Annotated in this window: 14 protein-coding genes; 3 read left to right on the forward strand and 11 right to left on the reverse strand. The window is 65.4% G+C overall.

Annotated elements, in window-relative coordinates; all coding sequences use genetic code 11:
- Window positions 1–105 precede the first annotated feature (105 nt).
- From mgrA to glmS, 8 genes are all read right to left on the reverse strand, one after another.
- Window positions 106–1152, reverse strand: a complete 1047-nt coding sequence (mgrA, locus tag GC088_RS11155; RefSeq protein WP_323959080.1) for an L-glyceraldehyde 3-phosphate reductase — start codon at window positions 1150–1152, stop codon at window positions 106–108.
- A gap of 65 nt (window positions 1153–1217) precedes the next feature.
- Window positions 1218–2768, reverse strand: a complete 1551-nt coding sequence (locus GC088_RS11160; protein WP_323959081.1) for an FAD-dependent monooxygenase — start codon at window positions 2766–2768, stop codon at window positions 1218–1220.
- Between the two features lie 2 nt (window positions 2769–2770).
- Complete coding sequence (gene treZ / locus GC088_RS11165; RefSeq protein ID WP_323959082.1) at window positions 2771–4525, reverse strand: malto-oligosyltrehalose trehalohydrolase; 1755 nt, start codon at window positions 4523–4525, stop codon at window positions 2771–2773.
- On the reverse strand, window positions 4522–6855 hold the full coding sequence (treY, locus tag GC088_RS11170) for a malto-oligosyltrehalose synthase (RefSeq protein WP_323959083.1): 2334 nt from the start codon (window positions 6853–6855) through the stop codon (window positions 4522–4524). The genes treZ and treY overlap by 4 nt, the downstream gene beginning before the upstream one ends.
- A 53-nt stretch (window positions 6856–6908) precedes the next feature.
- Window positions 6909–9095 carry a glycogen debranching protein GlgX gene (glgX, locus tag GC088_RS11175; protein ID WP_323959084.1) on the reverse strand — a complete coding sequence of 729 codons (2187 nt, stop codon included), beginning with the start codon at window positions 9093–9095 and terminating at the stop codon, window positions 6909–6911.
- Window positions 9096–9197: 102 nt separating this feature from the next.
- On the reverse strand, window positions 9198–10727 hold the full coding sequence (locus tag GC088_RS11180; RefSeq protein ID WP_323959085.1) for an NAD(P)H-hydrate epimerase: 1530 nt from the start codon (window positions 10725–10727) through the stop codon (window positions 9198–9200).
- A 10-nt stretch (window positions 10728–10737) separates the two neighbouring features.
- Window positions 10738–11109 carry a holo-ACP synthase gene (locus GC088_RS11185; protein ID WP_323959086.1) on the reverse strand — a complete coding sequence of 124 codons (372 nt, stop codon included), beginning with the start codon at window positions 11107–11109 and terminating at the stop codon, window positions 10738–10740.
- A gap of 2 nt (window positions 11110–11111) precedes the next feature.
- Window positions 11112–13034, reverse strand: coding sequence for a glutamine--fructose-6-phosphate transaminase (isomerizing) (gene glmS / locus GC088_RS11190; protein ID WP_323959087.1), 1923 nt, complete (start codon window positions 13032–13034; stop codon window positions 11112–11114).
- Between the two features lie 104 nt (window positions 13035–13138).
- Here glmS and coaA point away from each other — a divergent pair, with 104 nt between their 5' ends.
- The 3 genes from coaA to mscL are packed head-to-tail and all read left to right on the forward strand — an operon-like array spanning window position 13139 to window position 15503.
- Window positions 13139–14149, forward strand: a complete 1011-nt coding sequence (gene coaA, locus GC088_RS11195; protein WP_323959088.1) for a type I pantothenate kinase — start codon at window positions 13139–13141, stop codon at window positions 14147–14149.
- Between the two features lie 32 nt (window positions 14150–14181).
- Window positions 14182–15063, forward strand: coding sequence for a M15 family metallopeptidase (locus GC088_RS11200; RefSeq protein ID WP_323959089.1), 882 nt, complete (start codon window positions 14182–14184; stop codon window positions 15061–15063).
- Between the two features lie 47 nt (window positions 15064–15110).
- Entirely contained in the window at window positions 15111–15503 is a 393-nt protein-coding gene (gene mscL, locus GC088_RS11205; RefSeq protein WP_323959090.1) for a large conductance mechanosensitive channel protein MscL, read from the forward strand.
- A gap of 73 nt (window positions 15504–15576) precedes the next feature.
- Here mscL and glmM read toward each other — a convergent pair whose 3' ends face one another.
- From glmM to rplM, 3 genes are all read right to left on the reverse strand, one after another.
- Window positions 15577–16929: a phosphoglucosamine mutase gene (glmM, locus tag GC088_RS11210; protein ID WP_323959091.1), complete on the reverse strand. Its 1353-nt coding sequence runs from the start codon at window positions 16927–16929 to the stop codon at window positions 15577–15579.
- Between the two features lie 141 nt (window positions 16930–17070).
- A complete protein-coding gene (gene rpsI, locus GC088_RS11215; protein ID WP_323959092.1) occupies window positions 17071–17568 on the reverse strand; it encodes a 30S ribosomal protein S9 in 498 nt (165 codons plus the stop codon).
- A 39-nt stretch (window positions 17569–17607) separates the two neighbouring features.
- Window positions 17608–18051, reverse strand: a complete 444-nt coding sequence (rplM, locus tag GC088_RS11220) for a 50S ribosomal protein L13 (RefSeq protein ID WP_323959093.1) — start codon at window positions 18049–18051, stop codon at window positions 17608–17610.
- Window positions 18052–18267 lie beyond the last annotated feature (216 nt).

The following is an 18267-nucleotide window of genomic DNA, read 5'->3' on the forward strand; positions in this document are numbered from 1 at the left end:
CGCTGACGAGCGTTCTGCGGGCTAACCCGCGAATCCGTTGCCTGGGCGCAGACGGGGCTGCACCGATGCCGCGTCGACGGCGGCCAGGCAACGGATCCGCGGAGTTTAGGCGTCGAGCGCCCTCGCCCAGAGGTTGATGTCGGATTCGACGGCGAACTCGTCGATCGCGCGCAGCTCTTCCTCACTGAACTCGAGATTGTTGATCGCTCCGACGCTGTCCTCGAGCTGCCTGACGCTGGAGGCACCGATCAGCGCCGAGGTGATGGCGGCACCCTTGCTCTGCGGACGGAGTACCCAGGCGATCGCCATCTGAGCCAGCGTCTGCCCGCGGGACTCGGCGATGTCGTTGAGGCCGCGGACCCGGTGGAGGTTGTCATCCGAGAGGTGGTCCTCGGACAGGGACTTGTTCGACGCCGCCCGGGACCCTTCCGGAACACCGCCCAGGTACCGGGACGTGAGCAGGCCCTGCGCGAGCGGCGAGAACGCGATCGATCCGGCGCCCTCCTGCTCGAGGACCTCCGGCAGGTTGGGCTGCCCGTTTTCCACCCAGCGGTTCAACATCGAGTAGGACGGCTGGTGGATGAGCAGCGGAGTGCCCAGATCGCGCAGGATCGCCGCGGCCTCGGCGGTCTTCTCCGGCGAGTAGGACGAGATTCCGGCGTAGAGCGCGCGCCCGGACCGAACTGCCGTGTCCAGTGCACCCATGGTTTCCTCGAGCGGTGTCTCCGGATCCGGACGGTGGCTGTAGAAGATGTCCACGTAGTCCAGGCCCATGCGGGACAGCGACTGGTCCAGGCTGGCAAGCAGGTACTTGCGCGACCCCCAGTTGCCGTATGGTCCCGGCCACATGTCATAGCCGGCCTTGCTCGAGATGATCAGCTCGTCGCGGTAAGGCTTGAAGTCGTCCTTGAGGTGCCTACCAAAGTTGGTCTCCGACGAGCCATAGGGAGGTCCGTAGTTGTTGGCAAGGTCAAAGTGCGTCACGCCCAGGTCGAAGGCCCGGCGCAGGATCGCCCGCTGCACCTCGAACGGCTTGTCGTCTCCAAAGTTGTGCCACAGCCCCAGCGAAACGGCCGGCAGGTGCAGCCCGCTCCGCCCAACTCGACGGTAGGGCATAGTGTCATAGCGGTTTCCCGCGGCTTCATAGGTCATTGCTTCATCCTAGGCGGGAGTGTCGTGGAACACAGTTCCCGGCCCATGGCTGACCTATGGTCGTTCTAATTCTGGTCCTGGTCCCCATCGAACCAGCGGTCCGGCAATGCCTTCCGCAGCATCGAGACCGCTGTATGCACCGGCGCCGCTGCGGCCACGAACCCGTCCGGCCGGACCAGGTAGCACATCCCCTCCTCCAGCCCCTGCTTTCCCGCGGCTGGGAAGGAATGCACGGCCACTTTCAGACCGCGTCCGACGGCGTCAATCACCTCTGCGTCGACCTCGCCGTAGGTGTGGACCTGCCACTGCGCAGCCCGGAGAGCTTCGAAGTTGCTGCCCGTCCATGGCAGCCGCCTGCCGATGACCCGCCCGCGGCGTCGTGAGCGCAGGGTGTGGTCGCGGGCGTCGTCGTCCATCCAGTAGTGGATGCGGAGCTGGCCCAGGTAGCCGACCAGCCGCGAGGCGACCGGAAGACGAGGCAACCGCCGGGCTGCCAGCGGAACAAGCAGGGGCGGCACCACCCGCCGGACAGCTTTCGCCCGCCGGGTGCCGGACGTTACCAGCGCAAAGACCCTGTCGGTGGTGTTGACCAGCCGCAGGGCCACCGGTCGGCGTTCGGCCTCGTAGCGGTCCAACAGCCCGTCCGATGCGCGGCCCTGCAGCACATCCGCAAGCTTGAAGGCGACGTTGTGGGCGTCCTGCAGGCCGGTGTTCATCCCCTGCGCACCCACCGGGGAATGCACGTGGCCGGCATCCCCCGCGAGGAACACCGGCCCCTGCCGGAAGCGGGCCGCCACCCGGTGGTGGATCCGGTAGGTGGAGAACCACAGTGTCTCCCGATAGGAAACACCGAAGATTCCCTGGAGATGCTCGCGGGCACGCGATTCCGGCACGTCTTCGTCAGAGGCTGTGGGAAGCACTCCGATCAGTCGGTGGTGGCCGTCCGGCCCCATGGGGAAACCCAGCAGGAATTCCTCGGCGCCGAACCGGATGTTGACGCTGTCCTCGGCTACACCGTTCGCCCCGAGCACATCCACCACGTAGAAGGTGTGCTCGCTGGTGAGGCCCTCGAACGGGATGCCGCTGAGCTTCCGGACCATGGAGGATCCGCCGTCGGCACCCACCAGATACCGCGCCCGGACCCGCAACAGCCCCGCCGGGCCGTCGCACTCAACCTCCACGCCGTCGTCGGTGGCGGAGAGCCGGGTAAGCGCATGCTTCCACTCCACCGATCCGCCCAATTCCTCGAGACGACCAAGGAGGATCCGTTCATTTCTGCTTTGTTCGAGAACGTGGATCCCCGGGTACGGGGTGAGGGATGAACCGATCCGGCCAAGCGGCACAACATCGAACGCCCTGTTTTCGAACCCGGGCCGGAGCTTGGCGAGCGGCCAGCCCTCAGCCAACACCTGGTCAACCACGCCAAGTTGGTCGTAGATTTCCATGCTGCGGGAGTGGACGCCCAACGCCCGGGATTCCCGGGTGGGGCCGTCCTTCCGGTCCACCAGCACGACGTCGACTCCGAGCTTGGTCAACCACGCGGCGAGCATGAGCCCTGTGGGACCCGCTCCAACAACGAGCACATCCGTGGACAGCTCACGCTCGGCCGCGCTCATGGTCAGCCTTTCACGATGACCGCACCGTGCGCCGGCACCACCACGGTCTTGTTGCCGATCGATTCGCCAGGTTCGGTGCTGAGGAGAACCTCCTTGGCCTTGGCCGGAATCTCCTGCTCACGGTCCGCGAAGTTCAACACCACTGAGGTGCGCCCGCGTCCCAGCACCAGCCACCGCTCGTCCTCGTCGAAATCGACGCTGATCGAGGTAAAGTCGGGATTCCGAAGGTCCTTGTTCGTGCGGCGGAGCCGGATCAGCTGCCGGTAAATGTCCAGAAGCCGCGCTTGGTCCGGGTTGTCCTTCTCCGTCCAGTCGAGCTTGGCGGACTCGAAGGTTTCGGGGTCCTGCGGGTTGGGCACAGCGTCCGGGTCCCAGCCCATCTTCTCGAACTCACGGAGGCGTCCCTCCGCCGTTGCCTTGCCGAGTTCGGGCTCGGGGTGCGAGGTGAAGAACGGCCACGGTGTCTTGGCACCGTATTCCTCGCCCATGAACAGCATCGGCGTGAACGGACCGGCAATGTTCAGCACGGCGGCCTGTGCAAGCTGCGCAGGCTTGAGGGTCGCGCTGATCCGGTCACCCGAGGCGCGGTTGCCGATCTGGTCGTGGTTCTGAGTGCATACCACCAGCTCGTGCGTGCTGTGCTTCGCGGGGTCTATGGGCCGGCCGTGCGACCGCTCCCGGAAGGAAGACCAGGTGCCGTTGTGGAAGAAACCTTCCCGGTACACCTTGGCGAGCGCGCCGATCGAGTTGAAGTCGGCGTAGTAGCCAGCCGTCTCGCCGGTGAGGTTAACGTGCGCCGCGTGGTGGAAGTCGTCGCTCCACTGCCCCGCCAGGCCATAGCCGCCGGCGCTGCGTGGTGCGATCAGCCGCGGGTTGTTCAGGTCCGATTCCGCAATCAGGAACAGCGGCTTGCCCAGCTCACGGGAGCACCGGTCGGTCTCGACGGCAAACTCTTCGAGGATATGGACAGCCCGCTCGTCGTGCAGGGCGTGCACGGCGTCGAGCCGCAGCCCATCCACGTGGTAGTCACGGAACCACATCAGCAGATTGTCGACGACGTAGCGGCGCACCTCGTCCGAGAGCGGTCCGTCCAGGTTCAGGGAGTCGCCCCAGGTGTTGGACTTGCCTTCGGTGAGGTAAGGCGCGAACTGCGTCAGGTAGTTCCCACTCGGGCCGAGGTGGTTGTAGACCACGTCCTGGATGACTCCCAGCCCTCGCTGGTGCGCGGCGTCGACAAACCGCTGGTACGCCTCAGGTCCACCGTAGGTTTCCTGGATCGCGTACCAGAGCACGCCGTCGTAGCCCCAGTTATGGGTGCCGTTGAACGCGTTGACGGGGAGGAGTTCGATGTACTGGACGCCCAGCTCGACAAGGTAGTCCAGCTTCCCGATCGCGGCGTGCAGGGTTCCTTCAGGGGTGAAGGTCCCGATGTGCATCTCATAGATGACGCTTCCGTCCAGCCCGGGCGACTTCCAGTCGCCGTCGCCCCAGGAGTAGGCGCCGGCGTCGAACGTGCGGGAAAGCTTGTGCACGCCGTCGGGCTGGCGGCGGGAGCGCGGATCCGGGACAGGAGTGTCGGCGCCGTTGAGCAGGTAGCCGTAATCGATCACTCCCCCGGCGGGCGCGTTGGGTGCCTCCCACCAGCTCCCCTCCCGGGAGACCATGGGGTAGTGCTCGCCGTTGGCGACCAGGGTCACGGATTGTGCCTTGGGTGCCCAGACATCGAACCTCGAGCGGGTGTCAGACTGTGTGTTCACTGTGCTTCCTCCTTCACGAGCAGGGCTACGGGGTAGGTTTCGAACAGTCGGTTGGCGGGCACGGGCCCGCCCTCAAAGCCGGTGCCGGTAATCGCGCAGCTGTAGCGGCCTTCGGGAAGTACGACGGCGGTGTCCTTCCAGCCGCCCGCACGCTCCAGTCCCAGCGGCAACCGTGTGACGGCGGTGACGGCGCCCCCGCGGTCGAACGCGAACACGTGGTCCGCCGCGGCTCCTGAGGTCAGGACCGAGCGGTACCCGGTGAAGAGCTCGGGGCGGTCCCTGCGCAGGCGCAGCGCACTTGAGACCACAAGGAGCTTGGCCATGGCACCGTCGTCGACTTGCGGGAGCGCACCGAAGGCCAGGTCAACCAGGCCCTGCCTGCGGATCGCGAAGTCAACCGGGCGACGGTTGTCGGGGTCCACGAGCGAGGTCTCCCACAGTTCCGATCCCTGATACACGTCAGGGATGCCGGGCATCGTGAGCTGGATGAGCTTTGCGCCGAGCGAGTTGGACCAGCCGGCGGCGGTGGTCCTGTCCACCAGTCCGGTGATAACAGCCTTCACTTCGGGGTTGTCGAAGGCGGCATCGACGGCGTCGTGCATCTTCTCTTCGAACTCGGCGTTCGGGGCCGTCCAGTGGGTGCTGGCATCGGCCTCGCGGGAAGCCTTTTCGACATAGGCGTGGGCGCGTTCCCGGCTGAGCGGCCAGGCTCCGATCAGAGCCTGCCACATCAGTGAGGCGAACGCCGGATCACCGATCGGCGCCAGCTTGTTCAGCCGCTCCAGATCCTCCACCCAGTCCGCCGCGATCTCGGACAGTACCGAGATTCGCGCGCGTGTGTCCTCACCGCGCTTGGTGTCGTGGGTGCTCAGCGCGTTCATGGTCAGCGGCGTGGACTCCTGGCGGTTAAGCAGCGCGCGGTGCAGCTCGAAGGGATCGAGGGAGAACTCGGATGGGTCGGCACCGACCTCGTTGAGCGAGGTGAGCCGGTTGAACCGGTAGAACGCGGTGTCCTCCACGCCCTTGGCCATCACCATGCCCGAGGTTTGCTGGAACCGTACGGCCAGCTCAGGCAACTCCGACAGTTCCGCTGCTTCCTCCGGATTGTCGTTCAGGTAGGGATTCAACAGCGGGTGGAGAGCGTCGATCACCGGGGCGAGGTCCGGCCTGCGGACCTTTGCGCTCAGCACTGCCTCGGCAAGGTGCTCCTCGCCGTCGGGGAGGTAGCTCCGGTAGACCGGGAAGCAGGTGAGCAGTTCCGCGAGTGCATCGGCGCTCTGGTCCTTGTCCAGCCCTGCAGAGGAGGGAACCAGCCGTGCCAGCCGCAGCACCTCCGAACGCAGGATCCCGTCCGCGATCGCCCGCTTGGTTCCGTGAATCATGTGGTGGAACTCTTCGGTGGGCAGGGCCGCATCCAGGATGGGCTGTCCGGCCGGGTCAGTGAACAGCCTGTCGACGAGGGCCAGTCCGTCGTAGCCCGTGGTTCCTTCGCAGGCCCATCCGTCCGGAAGCGCTTCGCCGGGCTCGAGGATCTTTTCGACCAGCGTGTACGCACCGCCGCTGAGTTCCCGCAGCCGCTCGAGGTAGCCGGCGGGATCGGCGAGGCCGTCCGGGTGATCGATGCGCAGCCCGTCCACGAGTGATTCGGAGAACCAGCGCCGTACCTCCGAGTGCGCTTCGTCGAAGACCCAGGGAACCTCAACGCGGACGCCGGCGAGCGTGTTGACTCCGAAGAAGCGCCGGTAGTTCAGCTCGCTGTCCGCCCGGCGCCAGTTCACCAGCTCGTAGTGCTGGCGGGCATGCACGTCTGCTCCCGTATCTCCCGGCTGTGCCGTTCCCTCCGCGATGGGATAGCGGTTCTCGTAGTAGTGCAGCTCGCCGTCAACCACCTTGAGCTGTTCCAGTTCCGCGTCGCCGTCACCCAGGACCGGGACCCGGATCCGTCCTCCGCCGGCGTCCCAGTCAACGTCAAACGCCTCCGCATAGCGGGACTCCCGGCCTTTGGCCAGCAGGTCCCACCACCAGGCGTTCTGTGCCGGGGTGGCAATTCCTACGTGGTTGGGAACGATGTCCACCAGGACTCCGAGTCCGGCTTCGTGAGCGGTACGGCAAAGGGTGTCGAAGGCCTCAGGACCGCCGCGCTCGGGATCGATGGACGTGGGATCAGTGACGTCGTATCCGTGGTCTGATCCCTGCTCGGCTGTGAGGACCGGTGACAGGTAGACCCAGTCCACCCCCAGCTCCACGAGGTACGGCACAAGCTCTGCTGCCGCCGACAGGTCGAAGCTGGATCGAATCTGTAGTCGGTAGGTTGATTTGGGTGCCTGCACGGCGTCTCCTCGTGGGGTTGGTGGTGCGGGTGTGGACTGGGTCTTGCTAGGTGTCAGGGTGTGACGGTCTTGGCGGTGTTCTCGTTGGCGAGGATGGCCAGGGACGCGGCAACCGAGTGGTCGACGTCCTCAGGTTCCTCATGTGCACGCAGCACCACCATGGACTTGCCCTCAACGTTCACGGTGGCACCGGCGGCGATGGGGTCGGAGTCGGCGTACACACCGGCCGTGTCAATCACCTCGTCCCACATCTCGCCGTACTCTGCGGACGGGATCGTGAACTTCACGGCGTCCTCGTTCGCATTGAAGTACAGCAGGAAGTTCACGTCGGTAATGCGCTGGCCGCGCTGATCGCGGCCGTGGATTCCCTGGCCGTTCAGGAAGACGCCGATGGACCGGCCGAATCCGGCGTTCCAGTCCTCAGGCGCCATCAGCTCCCCTTCGGTATCCAGCCAGACGATGTCGGGAAGCGCCTCGCCCTCACCGCGCCGTACCGGCCGGCCGTCGAAGAACCGACGACGGCGGAAGGTTGGGTGCTCGGAGCGCAGCCTGTTCACGGCGGCGGTGAATTCCAGCAGCGGCTGGTCAAGGTTATCCCAGTGGATCCACGACAGCTCGGAGTCCTGGCAGTAGGTGTTGTTGTTGCCTTCCTGCGTGCGCCCCAGCTCGTCGCCGTGGGAGATCATCGGCACGCCCTGGGACAGCAGGAGCGTGGCGATGAAGTTCCGCTGCTGCCGGGCACGCAGGGACTGGACCTTCGGATCGTCCGTGGGCCCCTCTACACCGCAGTTCCAGGAGCGGTTGTGCGATTCGCCGTCGTTGTTGCCCTCGCCGTTGGCCTCGTTGTGCTTCTCGTTGTAGGACACCAGGTCGCGGAGCGTGAAACCGTCATGTGCGGTGACGAAGTTGATCGATGCCACGGGCCGGCGGGCGGAGTGTTCGTAGAGGTCGGCGGAACCGGTCAGGCGGGAGGCAAACTCACCGATACTAGAGGGCTCTCCCCGCCAGAAGTCGCGCACGGTGTCCCGGTACTTGCCGTTCCATTCCGTCCACTGCGGCGGGAAATTGCCTACCTGGTAACCGCCGGGCCCAACGTCCCACGGCTCGGCGATCAGCTTAACCTGGGACACCACGGGATCCTGCTGGACGAGTTCGAAGAAGGCCGACAGCCGGTCCACCTCGTAGAACTCGCGGGCCAGGGCAGATGCAAGGTCAAAGCGGAAGCCGTCCACGTGCATCTCTGTGACCCAGTAGCGCAGTGAGTCCATGAGGAGCTGCAGCGAGTGGGGATGGCGTACGTTCAGGGAGTTACCCGTTCCCGTGTAGTCCATGTAGTAACGCTTGTCGTCTTCAACCAGCCGGTAGTACGCGGCGTTGTCGATGCCCTTCATGGAGAGGGTGGGGCCCAGGTGGTTGCCCTCGGCTGTGTGGTTGTAGACGACGTCGAGGATCACCTCGATGCCCGCGAGGTGCAGTTCGCGGACCATCGCCTTGAACTCCTGCACCTGCTCACCCAGGTCGCCGGTGGAGCCATACGCGTTGTGCGGCGCGAAGAACCCGATGGTGTTGTAGCCCCAGTAGTTTGACAGGCCCTTGTCCTCGAGCGTGCTGTCGTTGACGAACTGGTGCACCGGCATCAGTTCCAGCGCGGTGATGCCCAGCTTCTGCAGGTGCGCGATCACGGCGGGGTGCGCCACGCCGGCGTAGGTGCCCCGCAGCTCCTCCGGAATCTCCGGGTGCAGCTGCGTGAGTCCCTTGACGTGCGCTTCGTAGATCACCGACTGGTGGTACGGGGTGCGGGGCTTGCGGTCCCCGTCCCAGTCGAAGAAGGGGTTGACCACGACGCCGAGCATCACGTTCTCGGCTGAGTCGTCATTGTTGACGGAGTTTTCGTCGCCGAAGTTGTAGCTGAACAGCGACTGATCCCAGTTGTACTTCCCGTGGACCGCCTTGGCGTAGGGATCCAGCAGGAGCTTGTTCGGGTTGCAGCGGTGACCCTCCGCCGGGTTGTAGGGACCGTGCACCCGGTACCCGTACTTCTGTCCCGGTGCCACGGTGGGCAGGTATCCGTGCCAGACGTAGCCGTCTACTTCCTTGAGGGCCACACGGGTCTCGGTCCCATCGTCGTCGATCAGGCACAGCTCAACTTTTTCTGCCACCTCGCTGAAGAGCGCGAAGTTGGTACCCGTGCCGTCATAGGTTGCCCCCAGCGGATAGGCATCTCCTGGCCAAAGTTCCATGTGTGCTCCTTGCTAGTTTCGGTTCGGGTCGTAGGTCAATTCGTTAGCGTGTGCCCTGCTCCTTCATAGCGCAGGGCAACGACATTTGGGTGAACAGTGTCATCAAGGGTCGCGAAGGGGTATCAGTTCGGCCAGCACCTGGCCCACATAACTGGGTAGATCGCTGATTACTACCGGGCCGCTGCGGGCTGCCCGTCGGCCGGCAAGACCGTGCAGCATTGCTGCCGCTGCGGCGAGGGCGCCCCAGCGCGACGACGGCGGCAGGCCCAGGGCGGCGGCGACGTCGTCATTGTCAGCATTGGTGGCAACAAGCGCTCCCAGGATGCCCGCAAGGGTGTCGCCCGAGCCGGCGGTGGCCAGCCAGGGGGTGGCGTTGGTCTGGCAGAACAGCTCGCCACTGGGCGCCGCTACCACCGTTGTACTGCCCTTGAGCAGCACGGTGGCACCGGTTTCCCGGGCAGCGCGGCGGGCGAAGTCGGCGGGGGCGGCTTCAATGGCCTCCCGGGAGACGCTGTTCCCGCGCCGTTCGAAGAGCGCCGCCAGTTCACCTGCGTGCGGAGTGAGGATCACGTTCCCGCCGACGGTTTCGGGAAGGAGCGGAAGGGCGCCGGCGTCGACGACGGTGGGCAGCCCGGACGCAATGGCGTCATGTGCGCGCTGGTGCTGGCCTTCGTCTTCGGTCGCACCCGGCCCCACAAGCCACGCCTGTACGTGGGACTCGCCCACCGAGTCCTGTGAGCAGACTGCCTCGGGGTGGACGGTGTTGATTAGGGAGGTCACCGCCTGCGGACCGAGGAAGCGGATCATACCGACGCCGGTTCCCAGGGCCGCACCGGTCACCAGCACGGCGGCACCTGGGTACATGGCGGATCCCGCAGCGATGCCAAGTACGCCGCGGCTGTACTTGTGGTCGGATGGACGCGGCACCGCGTAGAGACTGCGCAGGTCCTCCGGTTCAAGAACGTACGCGTCAGGCGTGGGAAGTGTTTCGTTTAGCCCAATATCGATCGGGACAACCCGCCCGGCCGCCCGTGCGCCGGCGCCGGCCACGAGTCCGGTCTTGAGGGCGCCGAACGTGACAGTGACGTCGGCTTCGAGGACCTGCCCGGAGACTTCACCGGTATCGGCGTTGACCCCGCTGGGCACGTCACACGCGACAACGCGCCCAGGGCGACCGTAGGCAGCCGTCCGCTTCACCAGCTCAGCCGCGGCGTCGCGCAGCCCGCCGACGCCACCCGTGCCGAGAATCCCGTCTAGAACCAGATCGGCGCCCGCTGTGCGGGCAGCGAGGTCGTCGAGATTTGAATCGGTGAGCTGCTCGGCGCGCCCTCCTGCCGCACGGAAAGCGGCCAGCGCGTCGGCGTGGACGCGGTCGGAGGTGAGGATCGCCGTCGTGCCCGCACCGCGGCGCTGGAGGCGCGCTCCGGCGTAGAGGGCGTCGCCGCCGTTGTTGCCGCTTCCGGCGAGTACGACGACGGTGCTTCCGTAGACTCCGCCGCTCGCCGCCAGTTCTGCTGCGGCAACCTGCGCAAGCCCGTGCGCTGCCCTCTGCATGAGGACATCCCCGAGGCCGGCATCGAGCAGCGGGACCTCCGCTGCACGAACCTGTTTCCCGGTGTAGGCACTAAGCATGCTTAGAATCCTAGCGGGTGACCTCCGGATATTCTCCTTCGGCTACAACCATGGCGGTTGCAACGTCACCGTCGTGACTCAATGAGAGGTGCCACCGGTTCACTCCGCGGGCCTCGGCGACGGCCAGGACCGTGCCGGAGACCTCGACAACCGGGCTTCCGTTGGTGTCCACGCCGATCCAGCAGTCCTGCCAGTTCATGCCCGCCGGTGCGCCCAAAGCCTTGGCAACAGCTTCCTTGGCCGCAAACCGTGCTGCGAGCGAGCGCGTGTTGAGCGCCCGCTCGCTTGCCACGAACAGCCGGTCGCGCAGCCCCGGCGTGCGCTCAAGCTGGCGCTCGAACCGGGGCACGTCGACAACGTCCACACCGATGCCGATGATCACGGTTACTCGACCGTGACGGACTTGGCGAGGTTGCGGGGCTGGTCGACGTCGTAGCCCTTGGCCGTTGCCAGCTCAAGCGCGAAGATCTGCAGCGGAACCGTGGTCAGCAGCGGTGCCAGCAGCGTGGAGGTCTGCGGCACGTGGATGACGTGCTCGGAGTACGCCGCTGCGGACTCGTCGCCTTCCTCTGCGATGACAATGGTGATCGCGCCGCGGGCGCGGATCTCCTGGATGTTGGAGACCACCTTGGCGTGCAGCGAGTCGCGGCCGCGCGGGGATGGCAGTACGACGACGACGGGCTGGCCCTCCTCGATCAGTGCGATCGGGCCGTGCTTGAGCTCGCCGGCAGCGAAACCCTCGGCGTGAATGTAGGCGAGCTCCTTGAGCTTGAGCGCGCCCTCCATGGCAACCGGGAAGCCGACATGGCGACCCAGGAACAAGACCGACTTGGCGTCCACCATGTCGCGGCCGAGCTGCTTGACGGCGTCGGCGTTGTCCAGCACCTTCTGAATCTTCTGCGGCATCTCATTGAGGTCGCGCAGGATGTCGGCAATCTCGTCGCGGTACTTGTTACCCCGCAGCTGTGCGAGGTAGAGACCCAGCAGGTAGGCGGCGGTGATCTGCGCGAGGAATGCCTTGGTGGAGGCGACGGCGATTTCCGGACCTGCGTGGGTGTACAGCACCGCATCCGACTCACGCGGGATGGTGGAGCCGTTGGTGTTGCAGATGGCAACGACCTTGGCGCCCTGCTCGCGGGCGTAACGGACAGCCATGAGGGTGTCCATGGTCTCGCCGGACTGCGAGATGGCAACCACGAGGGTCTTCTCGTTCACAATTGGGTCGCGGTAGCGGAACTCGTGCGAGAGCTCCACCTCGGTGGGGATGCGGCACCAGTGCTCGATGGCGTACTTGGCAACCGATCCGGCGTAGGCCGAGGTACCGCAGGCGAGCACCACGATCTTGTCCACGGAGCGCAGGATCGACTCGTTGATGCGCAGCTCGTCGAGAATGAGGTTGCCCTTGGCGTCGGTGCGGCCCAGCAGGGTCTGCCCAACGGCGTCAGGCTGGTCGTTGATTTCCTTCTCCATGAAGGAGGAGTAGCCGCCCTTTTCGGCTGCGGCTGCATCCCAGTTCACCTCGAACTCCTTGCCCTCAGCGGGGGCGCCGAAGAAGTCGGTGATGGTCACCTCTTCGGGAGTGATGGTGACAACCTGGTCCTGGCCCAGCTCCACCGCGCGGCGGGTGAAGTCGATGAAGCCGGACACGTCGGAGCCGAGGAAGTTCTCGCCCTCGCCCAGGCCCACCACCAGCGGTGAGTTGCGGCGGGCGGCAACGACGACGTCGGGCGCGTCCTGGTGGATGGCCAACAGTGTGAAGGCGCCCTCAAGGCGCTGGCAGGCTTCCTGCATGGCCTTGGTCAGGGCGTCGGCCGTGCCCTCTTCGGCGAGGCGGCGGTAGATGCTGCCGAGAAGGACGGCGGCAACCTCGGTGTCGGTGTCCGAGGCGAAGGTGGCGCCCTGCTCCAGCAGTTCAGCCTTGAGTTCGGCGAAGTTTTCGATGATGCCGTTGTGGATCAGCGCGAGCCGCCCGTTGTCGGCCAGGTGCGGGTGGGCGTTCTGATCGGTGGGTCCGCCGTGGGTGGCCCAGCGGGTGTGGCCGATGCCGGTCAGCGCGTTGGGGAGCGGCGTTGATTCAAGTTCGGAGATCAGGTTGGTCAGCTTGCCTGACTTCTTGCGGGACTGGATGCCCTGGTCGGTAAGCACAGCAACACCTGCGGAGTCGTAACCGCGGTATTCGAGCCGGCGCAGGCCCTCCATGACAACATCGAGCGCGCTATGGCTGCCGTTTGAATCGACGTCTTCGACTACGGCGCTGTTGAGTGATGCGCCGTTGTTACGGCCTACGTATCCTACGATTCCACACATGCGCTAAAGCTTACCTGCCGGATGCACGAACCCTGATTCGTGGCGGACGGAGGTGCCGTAGGTCACCCGGAGCACTGTTGGGGCACCGTCGGCACCGTTTGTTAATGTTCCGGCCAAGGGGCAGAATTCCTAGGGTGACTGAGCAAGCCCGGACCAACGGCGCCACGACAACAGCGGACGCCGGCGTCACTCCCTTCGTTGAACTGGACCGCCAAACCTGGGCGCGCCTGTCCAACGAGCTCGAATCGCCTCTGAACCTCGAGGACATCCAGCGCCTGCGGGGTCTTGGTGACGCGCTGAACCTCGACGAGGTGCGGGAGGTCTACCTCCCTCTGTCCCGCCTGCTCTCGCTCTACGTGGCTGCCGCTGGTGAGCTGCATGCCGCCACCAACACCTTCCTCGGGGAGACCACCAAGCGCACGCCGTTCGTTATCGGCGTGGCGGGCTCGGTCGCCGTCGGAAAGTCGACGACGGCGCGTGTGCTGCGGGAGCTGCTTCGCCGCTGGCCCGGCACACCGAACGTTGAACTGGTCACTACCGACGGCTTCCTCTACCCCAATGAGGAACTGGAACGGCGCGGCCTCATGCAGCGCAAGGGCTTTCCGGAGTCCTACGACCGGCGTCGGCTGCTGCGGTTCGTGAGCGAGGTCAAGAGCGGTGCCGAGGAGGTTCGCGCCCCCTGGTACTCGCACCTGAGCTACAACATCGTGCCCGGGCGCGAGGTGGTGGTCCGCCGTCCTGACGTCCTGATCGTCGAAGGACTGAACGTCCTCGCGCCGGCCCGGATGCGTGCGGATGGGCGATCGGGCCTGGCCCTCAGCGACTTCTTCGATTTCTCCATATATGTTGACGCGAAAACCTCCTATATTGAGGAGTGGTACGTCCAGCGTTTCCAGTCGCTGCGCAGCGGTGCCTTCGCGAATCCGGAGTCATACTTCCACCGGTACGCCTCGCTTACAGATGTAGAGGCGCGCGAGACGGCGTTGAACATCTGGCATCGCATCAACGAACCGAACCTGATGGAGAACGTCCTGCCCACCCGCGGCCGAGCCACCCTGGTGCTTACCAAGGAAGCCGACCACTCGATCCGAAGAATGCTGCTACGCAAAACCTGACAGCCAGTCGGCGGAGTCGCATCCCGTCGGCGATGCTGACCACCGCGGCAGTACTTGTCGTGCTCACAGCCTGCGGATCTCAGCCTCCTTCGATTGACGCCGGTACGACGACGGCGGTAGCACCTACCGTCTCCCCCTCACCTTCAGCTACTCCCACCGGCAGCATTCCGGCTCCTGCGCAGCGGACCCCCGAACCTACGGTGGCGTCGGAACCCGCTGGGGACGCGCCGTCGTCGTTGGCGGCCGTGCCCACCACCACAGCGGCAACGGCCGCACCGGAGCCAAGCGCTCCCCCAGCCGCGGCTCCGAACCCTGAGGTGGACGATCCGGCGTCGATCACCGTTGTTGTGAATAAGCGCCGGCCGCTCGATCCGATCGACTATTTCCCCTTCGGACTGGTGCTTCCGGCCGTTCCACTGGCCGTGCAGGAAGCAAACGGCCTGTTGCGAGGCGAGACTGCCGCCGCTGTGGAGGACATGTTCGCGGCAGCGCAGAGCGACGGGGTGGGGCTGACGGTGGTGAGCGGCTACCGCTCGTACCAGGATCAGGTGTCCACCTACAACCACTGGGTGGCGCAGAACGGCGGCAACACCGCCGCGGCCGACCGCATTTCCGCACGCGCGGGCCATTCCGAACATCAGACCGGGCTGGCGTTCGACGTGGGCCAGTCCGACGGCGCCTGCACCCTTTCGCCCTGCTTCGCCGACACCGCGGCCGGGCAGTGGATGGCGGCCAATGCGCACCGGTTCGGCTTCATCCTCCGCTATCCGGGCAATGCCGAGGGCATCACCGGGTTTGCCGCCGAGTCCTGGCACTACCGCTTCGTCGGCGAAGAGACGGCGGCGGCGATGCGTCAATCGGGCGTTGCGACGCTGGAGGAGCACTTCGGCCTTCCGCCGGCGCCCGGTTACTGACCCGCGCCGTCGAAGGTTTTCACGCGAGCTTGGGTAGCCTGAACTTCATGCTGAACGGATTCAAGAATTTCATCATGAAGGGCAATGTCATCGACCTGGCTGTGGCCGTGGTCATCGGTGCTGCCTTCAGCGCCGTTGTGAACTCTCTCGTGGAGAGCGTCCTCATGCCTTTCATTTCGGCGATAGTGGGCTCGCCCAACTTCGACGATTTCGCCAAGGTGACGCTGAACGGGAACGAGATCCAGTTCGGTGTTTTCCTGACAGCCCTGGTGAACTTCCTGCTGATCGCAGCGGCCGTCTACTTCGTCATCGTGATGCCCATGAATAAGCTGATCGAGCATCGGGACCGCAAGCTGCACATCGAGGACAAGCCGGCGGAAGTGGATCCGCAGATCGCGCTGCTCACCGAGATCCGGGACAGCCTTCGCGAGCGCGCCTGACTGCACACGCCCTCAAACGATCTGAGGCCCGGAGAATTCCTCTCCGGGCCTCAGCCATATCTCTCCCTCTTGCTTAGGCGGGTTCGAGCGCCAACTGGTTCTGCACTACGCCGGCCAGTGCGGCAGCGGTGCGCTCAGCGGTTTCCATGTCGGCGGCCTCGACCATCACGCGGACTACGGGCTCTGTGCCGGACGGGCGAAGGAGCACGCGGCCGGTTTCACCGAGTTCCTGCTGTGCCTCACGGACGGCGCGCTGAACCTCGGCGTCGCTACTGACGCTGGACTTGTCCACGCCCTTCACGTTGATGAGGACCTGCGGGAACTTGGTCATGATCGTGGCCAGGTCCTTCAGGCTGCGGCCGGTACCCGCCACCTGGGCTGCGAGCTGCAGGCCGGTGAGGACGCCGTCGCCGGTGGTGGCGTAGTCGGCGAAGATCACGTGGCCGGACTGTTCGCCGCCCAGGCTGAAGTCGCCGTCGCGCATGCCTTCGAGCACGTAGCGGTCACCGACGCTGGTTTCGAGCAGGCTGATGCCGGCGTCACGGAGGGCGAGCTTGAGTCCGAGGTTGCTCATGACCGTTGCCACGAGCGTGCTGTCCTTCAGGCGGCCGGCAGAGTTGAGTGCGACGGCCATGATCGCCATGATCTGGTCGCCGTCCACGACGGTGCCCTCGTGGTCGACGGCGAGGCAGCGGTCGGCGTCGCCGTCGTGGGCGATTCCGAGGTGTGCGCCGTGTTCGAGCACGGCGGCCTGCAGCATTTCGAGGTGGGTGGAGCCGCAGCCGTCGTTGATGTTGTTGCCGTCAGGGTCGGCACCGATGACGATCACCTGGGCGCCGGCGTCGGAAAACACCTGGGGCGAGCAGCCGCTGGCGGCGCCGTTGGCGCAGTCCAGCACGATCTTGAGCCCGTCAAGGCGGTGCGGCAGGGACTGGAGCAGATGAACGATGTAACGGTCTTCGGCGTCTGCGAAGCGCTGGATGCGTCCGACGTCGGGGCCGACCGGGCGGCGCACCGGCGAGCTGAGCTGCGCTTCAATGGCGTCTTCCACTGCGTCGTCGAGCTTCTTGCCGCCGCGGGCCAGGAACTTGATGCCGTTGTCCGGTGCCGGGTTATGCGAGGCGGAGATCATGACGCCGAAGTCGGCATTCAGGTCCGCGACGAGGAAGGCGGCTGCCGGCGTGGGGAGGACGCCGGCGTCGTACACGTCCACGCCCGAACTGGCCAGCCCGGCCTCCACCGCTGCGGCGATGAAGTCGCCGCTGATGCGGGGATCGCGTGCGATGACGGCGGTGGGTCGCCGGCCCTCGGACTGCTGGTGTCCCAGTACGACGGCGGCCGCCTGGGCCAGCTGCAAAGCGAGTTCTGCGGTGAGAAGGCCGTTCGCCTGACCGCGGACACCATCGGTCCCAAATAATCTACTCATCGGAGTCCATCCTAAGGTCAGAAGCGTTTGGTGCCCGGAAGGGCTGCAACAAACGCTATTAAAGCGTTACGCCCGCCCGGCAGTTGCCGAGCGGGCGTAACGGGTGGAGCAAGTTTGGCGCGTGGAGCCAAGCGGCTTTTTCTAGCGCTTGGAGTACTGAGGCGCCTTGCGTGCCTTCTTCAGACCAGCCTTCTTACGCTCGATGACGCGAGCGTCGCGGGTCAGGAAGCCGGCCTTCTTCAGTGCCGGGCGGTTGTTCTCGCGGTCGATCTCGTTGAGTGCGCGAGCAACGCCGAGGCGCAGTGCACCGGCCTGGCCGGAGGGGCCGCCGCCGTGGATGCGGGCGATGACGTCGTACGCGCCGTCGAGCTCGAGGAGCTTGAACGGATCGTTGACTTCCTGCTGGTGCAGCTTGTTCGGGAAGTAGTCCGACAGTTCGCGGCCGTTGACGGTCCACTTGCCGGTGCCGGGCACAACGCGAACGCGTGCAACAGCTTCCTTGCGGCGACCAACGGCGGAGCCGCCGACGGTCAGCGCGGGGCGCTCCTTGGCAGGTGCGTCCGAAACGGGCGCGGATTCCGAGGTGTAGCTGGTGAGCTCCTCGGTGGGTTCGTTCAGCTCTTCAGTGTTCTGAGCCACGGTTCTCCTTGAGTGATTCTTAGTCTTTGGTGGCCAGGACTACTGAGCGACCTGGGTGATTTCGAAAGTCTGGGGCTTCTGGGCCGCGTGCGGGTGCTCTGCACCGCGGTAGACCTTCAGCTTGCTGATCTGCTGGGCAGCCAGGGAGTTCTTGGGGAGCATGCCCTTGATGGCCTTCTCAACAGCGCGAACCGGGTTCTTCTCCAGCAGCTCTGCGTAGTTCACGGACTTAAGGCCGCCCGGGTAACCGGAGTGGCGGTAAGCGCGCTTCTGCTCGAGCTTGGCGCCGGTGAGGGCTACCTTCTCAGCGTTGATGATGATGACGAAGTCGCCCATATCCATATGGGGGGCAAAGGTCGGCTTGTGCTTTCCGCGCAGCAGTGTTGCGGTCTGGCTGGCAAGACGGCCTAGGACAACGTCGGTGGCGTCAATGACGTGCCACTGGCGGTTGATGTCGCCGGGCTTCGGGGTGTACGTACGCACGGTTTTTGCCTTCGTTTCTTGTTCTACGGTGACGCCGGCTACGGGAGGTAAACCTCTCGATGCCAACGCAGCTGATGCATGCGTTACCGGAACTTCAGGTGAGGACTGAAACGACACCGGTGATCCCTGAGACCTCGGCCAGTTCCGCGGACCAGGTAGCTCTGCAACTGAGCCGCACGCGGACATGGACGTATCGAGATGGGACACGCACAACGA

This window comes from Arthrobacter sp. JZ12, from assembly GCF_035189165.1.
GTDB lineage: Bacteria > Actinomycetota > Actinomycetes > Actinomycetales > Micrococcaceae > Arthrobacter_D.

What these genes read in the sequence shown, in the direction of transcription:
- mgrA (WP_323959080.1), bottom strand. Translation starts at nt 1,152, where the DNA reads ATGACCTATGAAGCCGCGGGAAACCGCTATGACACTATGCCCTACCGT.
- GC088_RS11160 (WP_323959081.1), bottom strand. Translation starts at nt 2,768, where the DNA reads ATGAGCGCGGCCGAGCGTGAGCTGTCCACGGATGTGCTCGTTGTTGGA.
- glgX (WP_323959084.1), bottom strand. Translation starts at nt 9,095, where the DNA reads ATGGAACTTTGGCCAGGAGATGCCTATCCGCTGGGGGCAACCTATGAC.
- GC088_RS11180 (WP_323959085.1), bottom strand. Translation starts at nt 10,727, where the DNA reads ATGCTTAGTGCCTACACCGGGAAACAGGTTCGTGCAGCGGAGGTCCCG.
- glmS (WP_323959087.1), bottom strand. Translation starts at nt 13,034, where the DNA reads ATGTGTGGAATCGTAGGATACGTAGGCCGTAACAACGGCGCATCACTC.
- coaA (WP_323959088.1), top strand. Translation starts at nt 13,139, where the DNA reads ATGTTCCGGCCAAGGGGCAGAATTCCTAGGGTGACTGAGCAAGCCCGG.
- GC088_RS11200 (WP_323959089.1), top strand. Translation starts at nt 14,182, where the DNA reads ATGCTGACCACCGCGGCAGTACTTGTCGTGCTCACAGCCTGCGGATCT.
- mscL (WP_323959090.1), top strand. Translation starts at nt 15,111, where the DNA reads ATGCTGAACGGATTCAAGAATTTCATCATGAAGGGCAATGTCATCGAC.
- glmM (WP_323959091.1), bottom strand. Translation starts at nt 16,929, where the DNA reads ATGAGTAGATTATTTGGGACCGATGGTGTCCGCGGTCAGGCGAACGGC.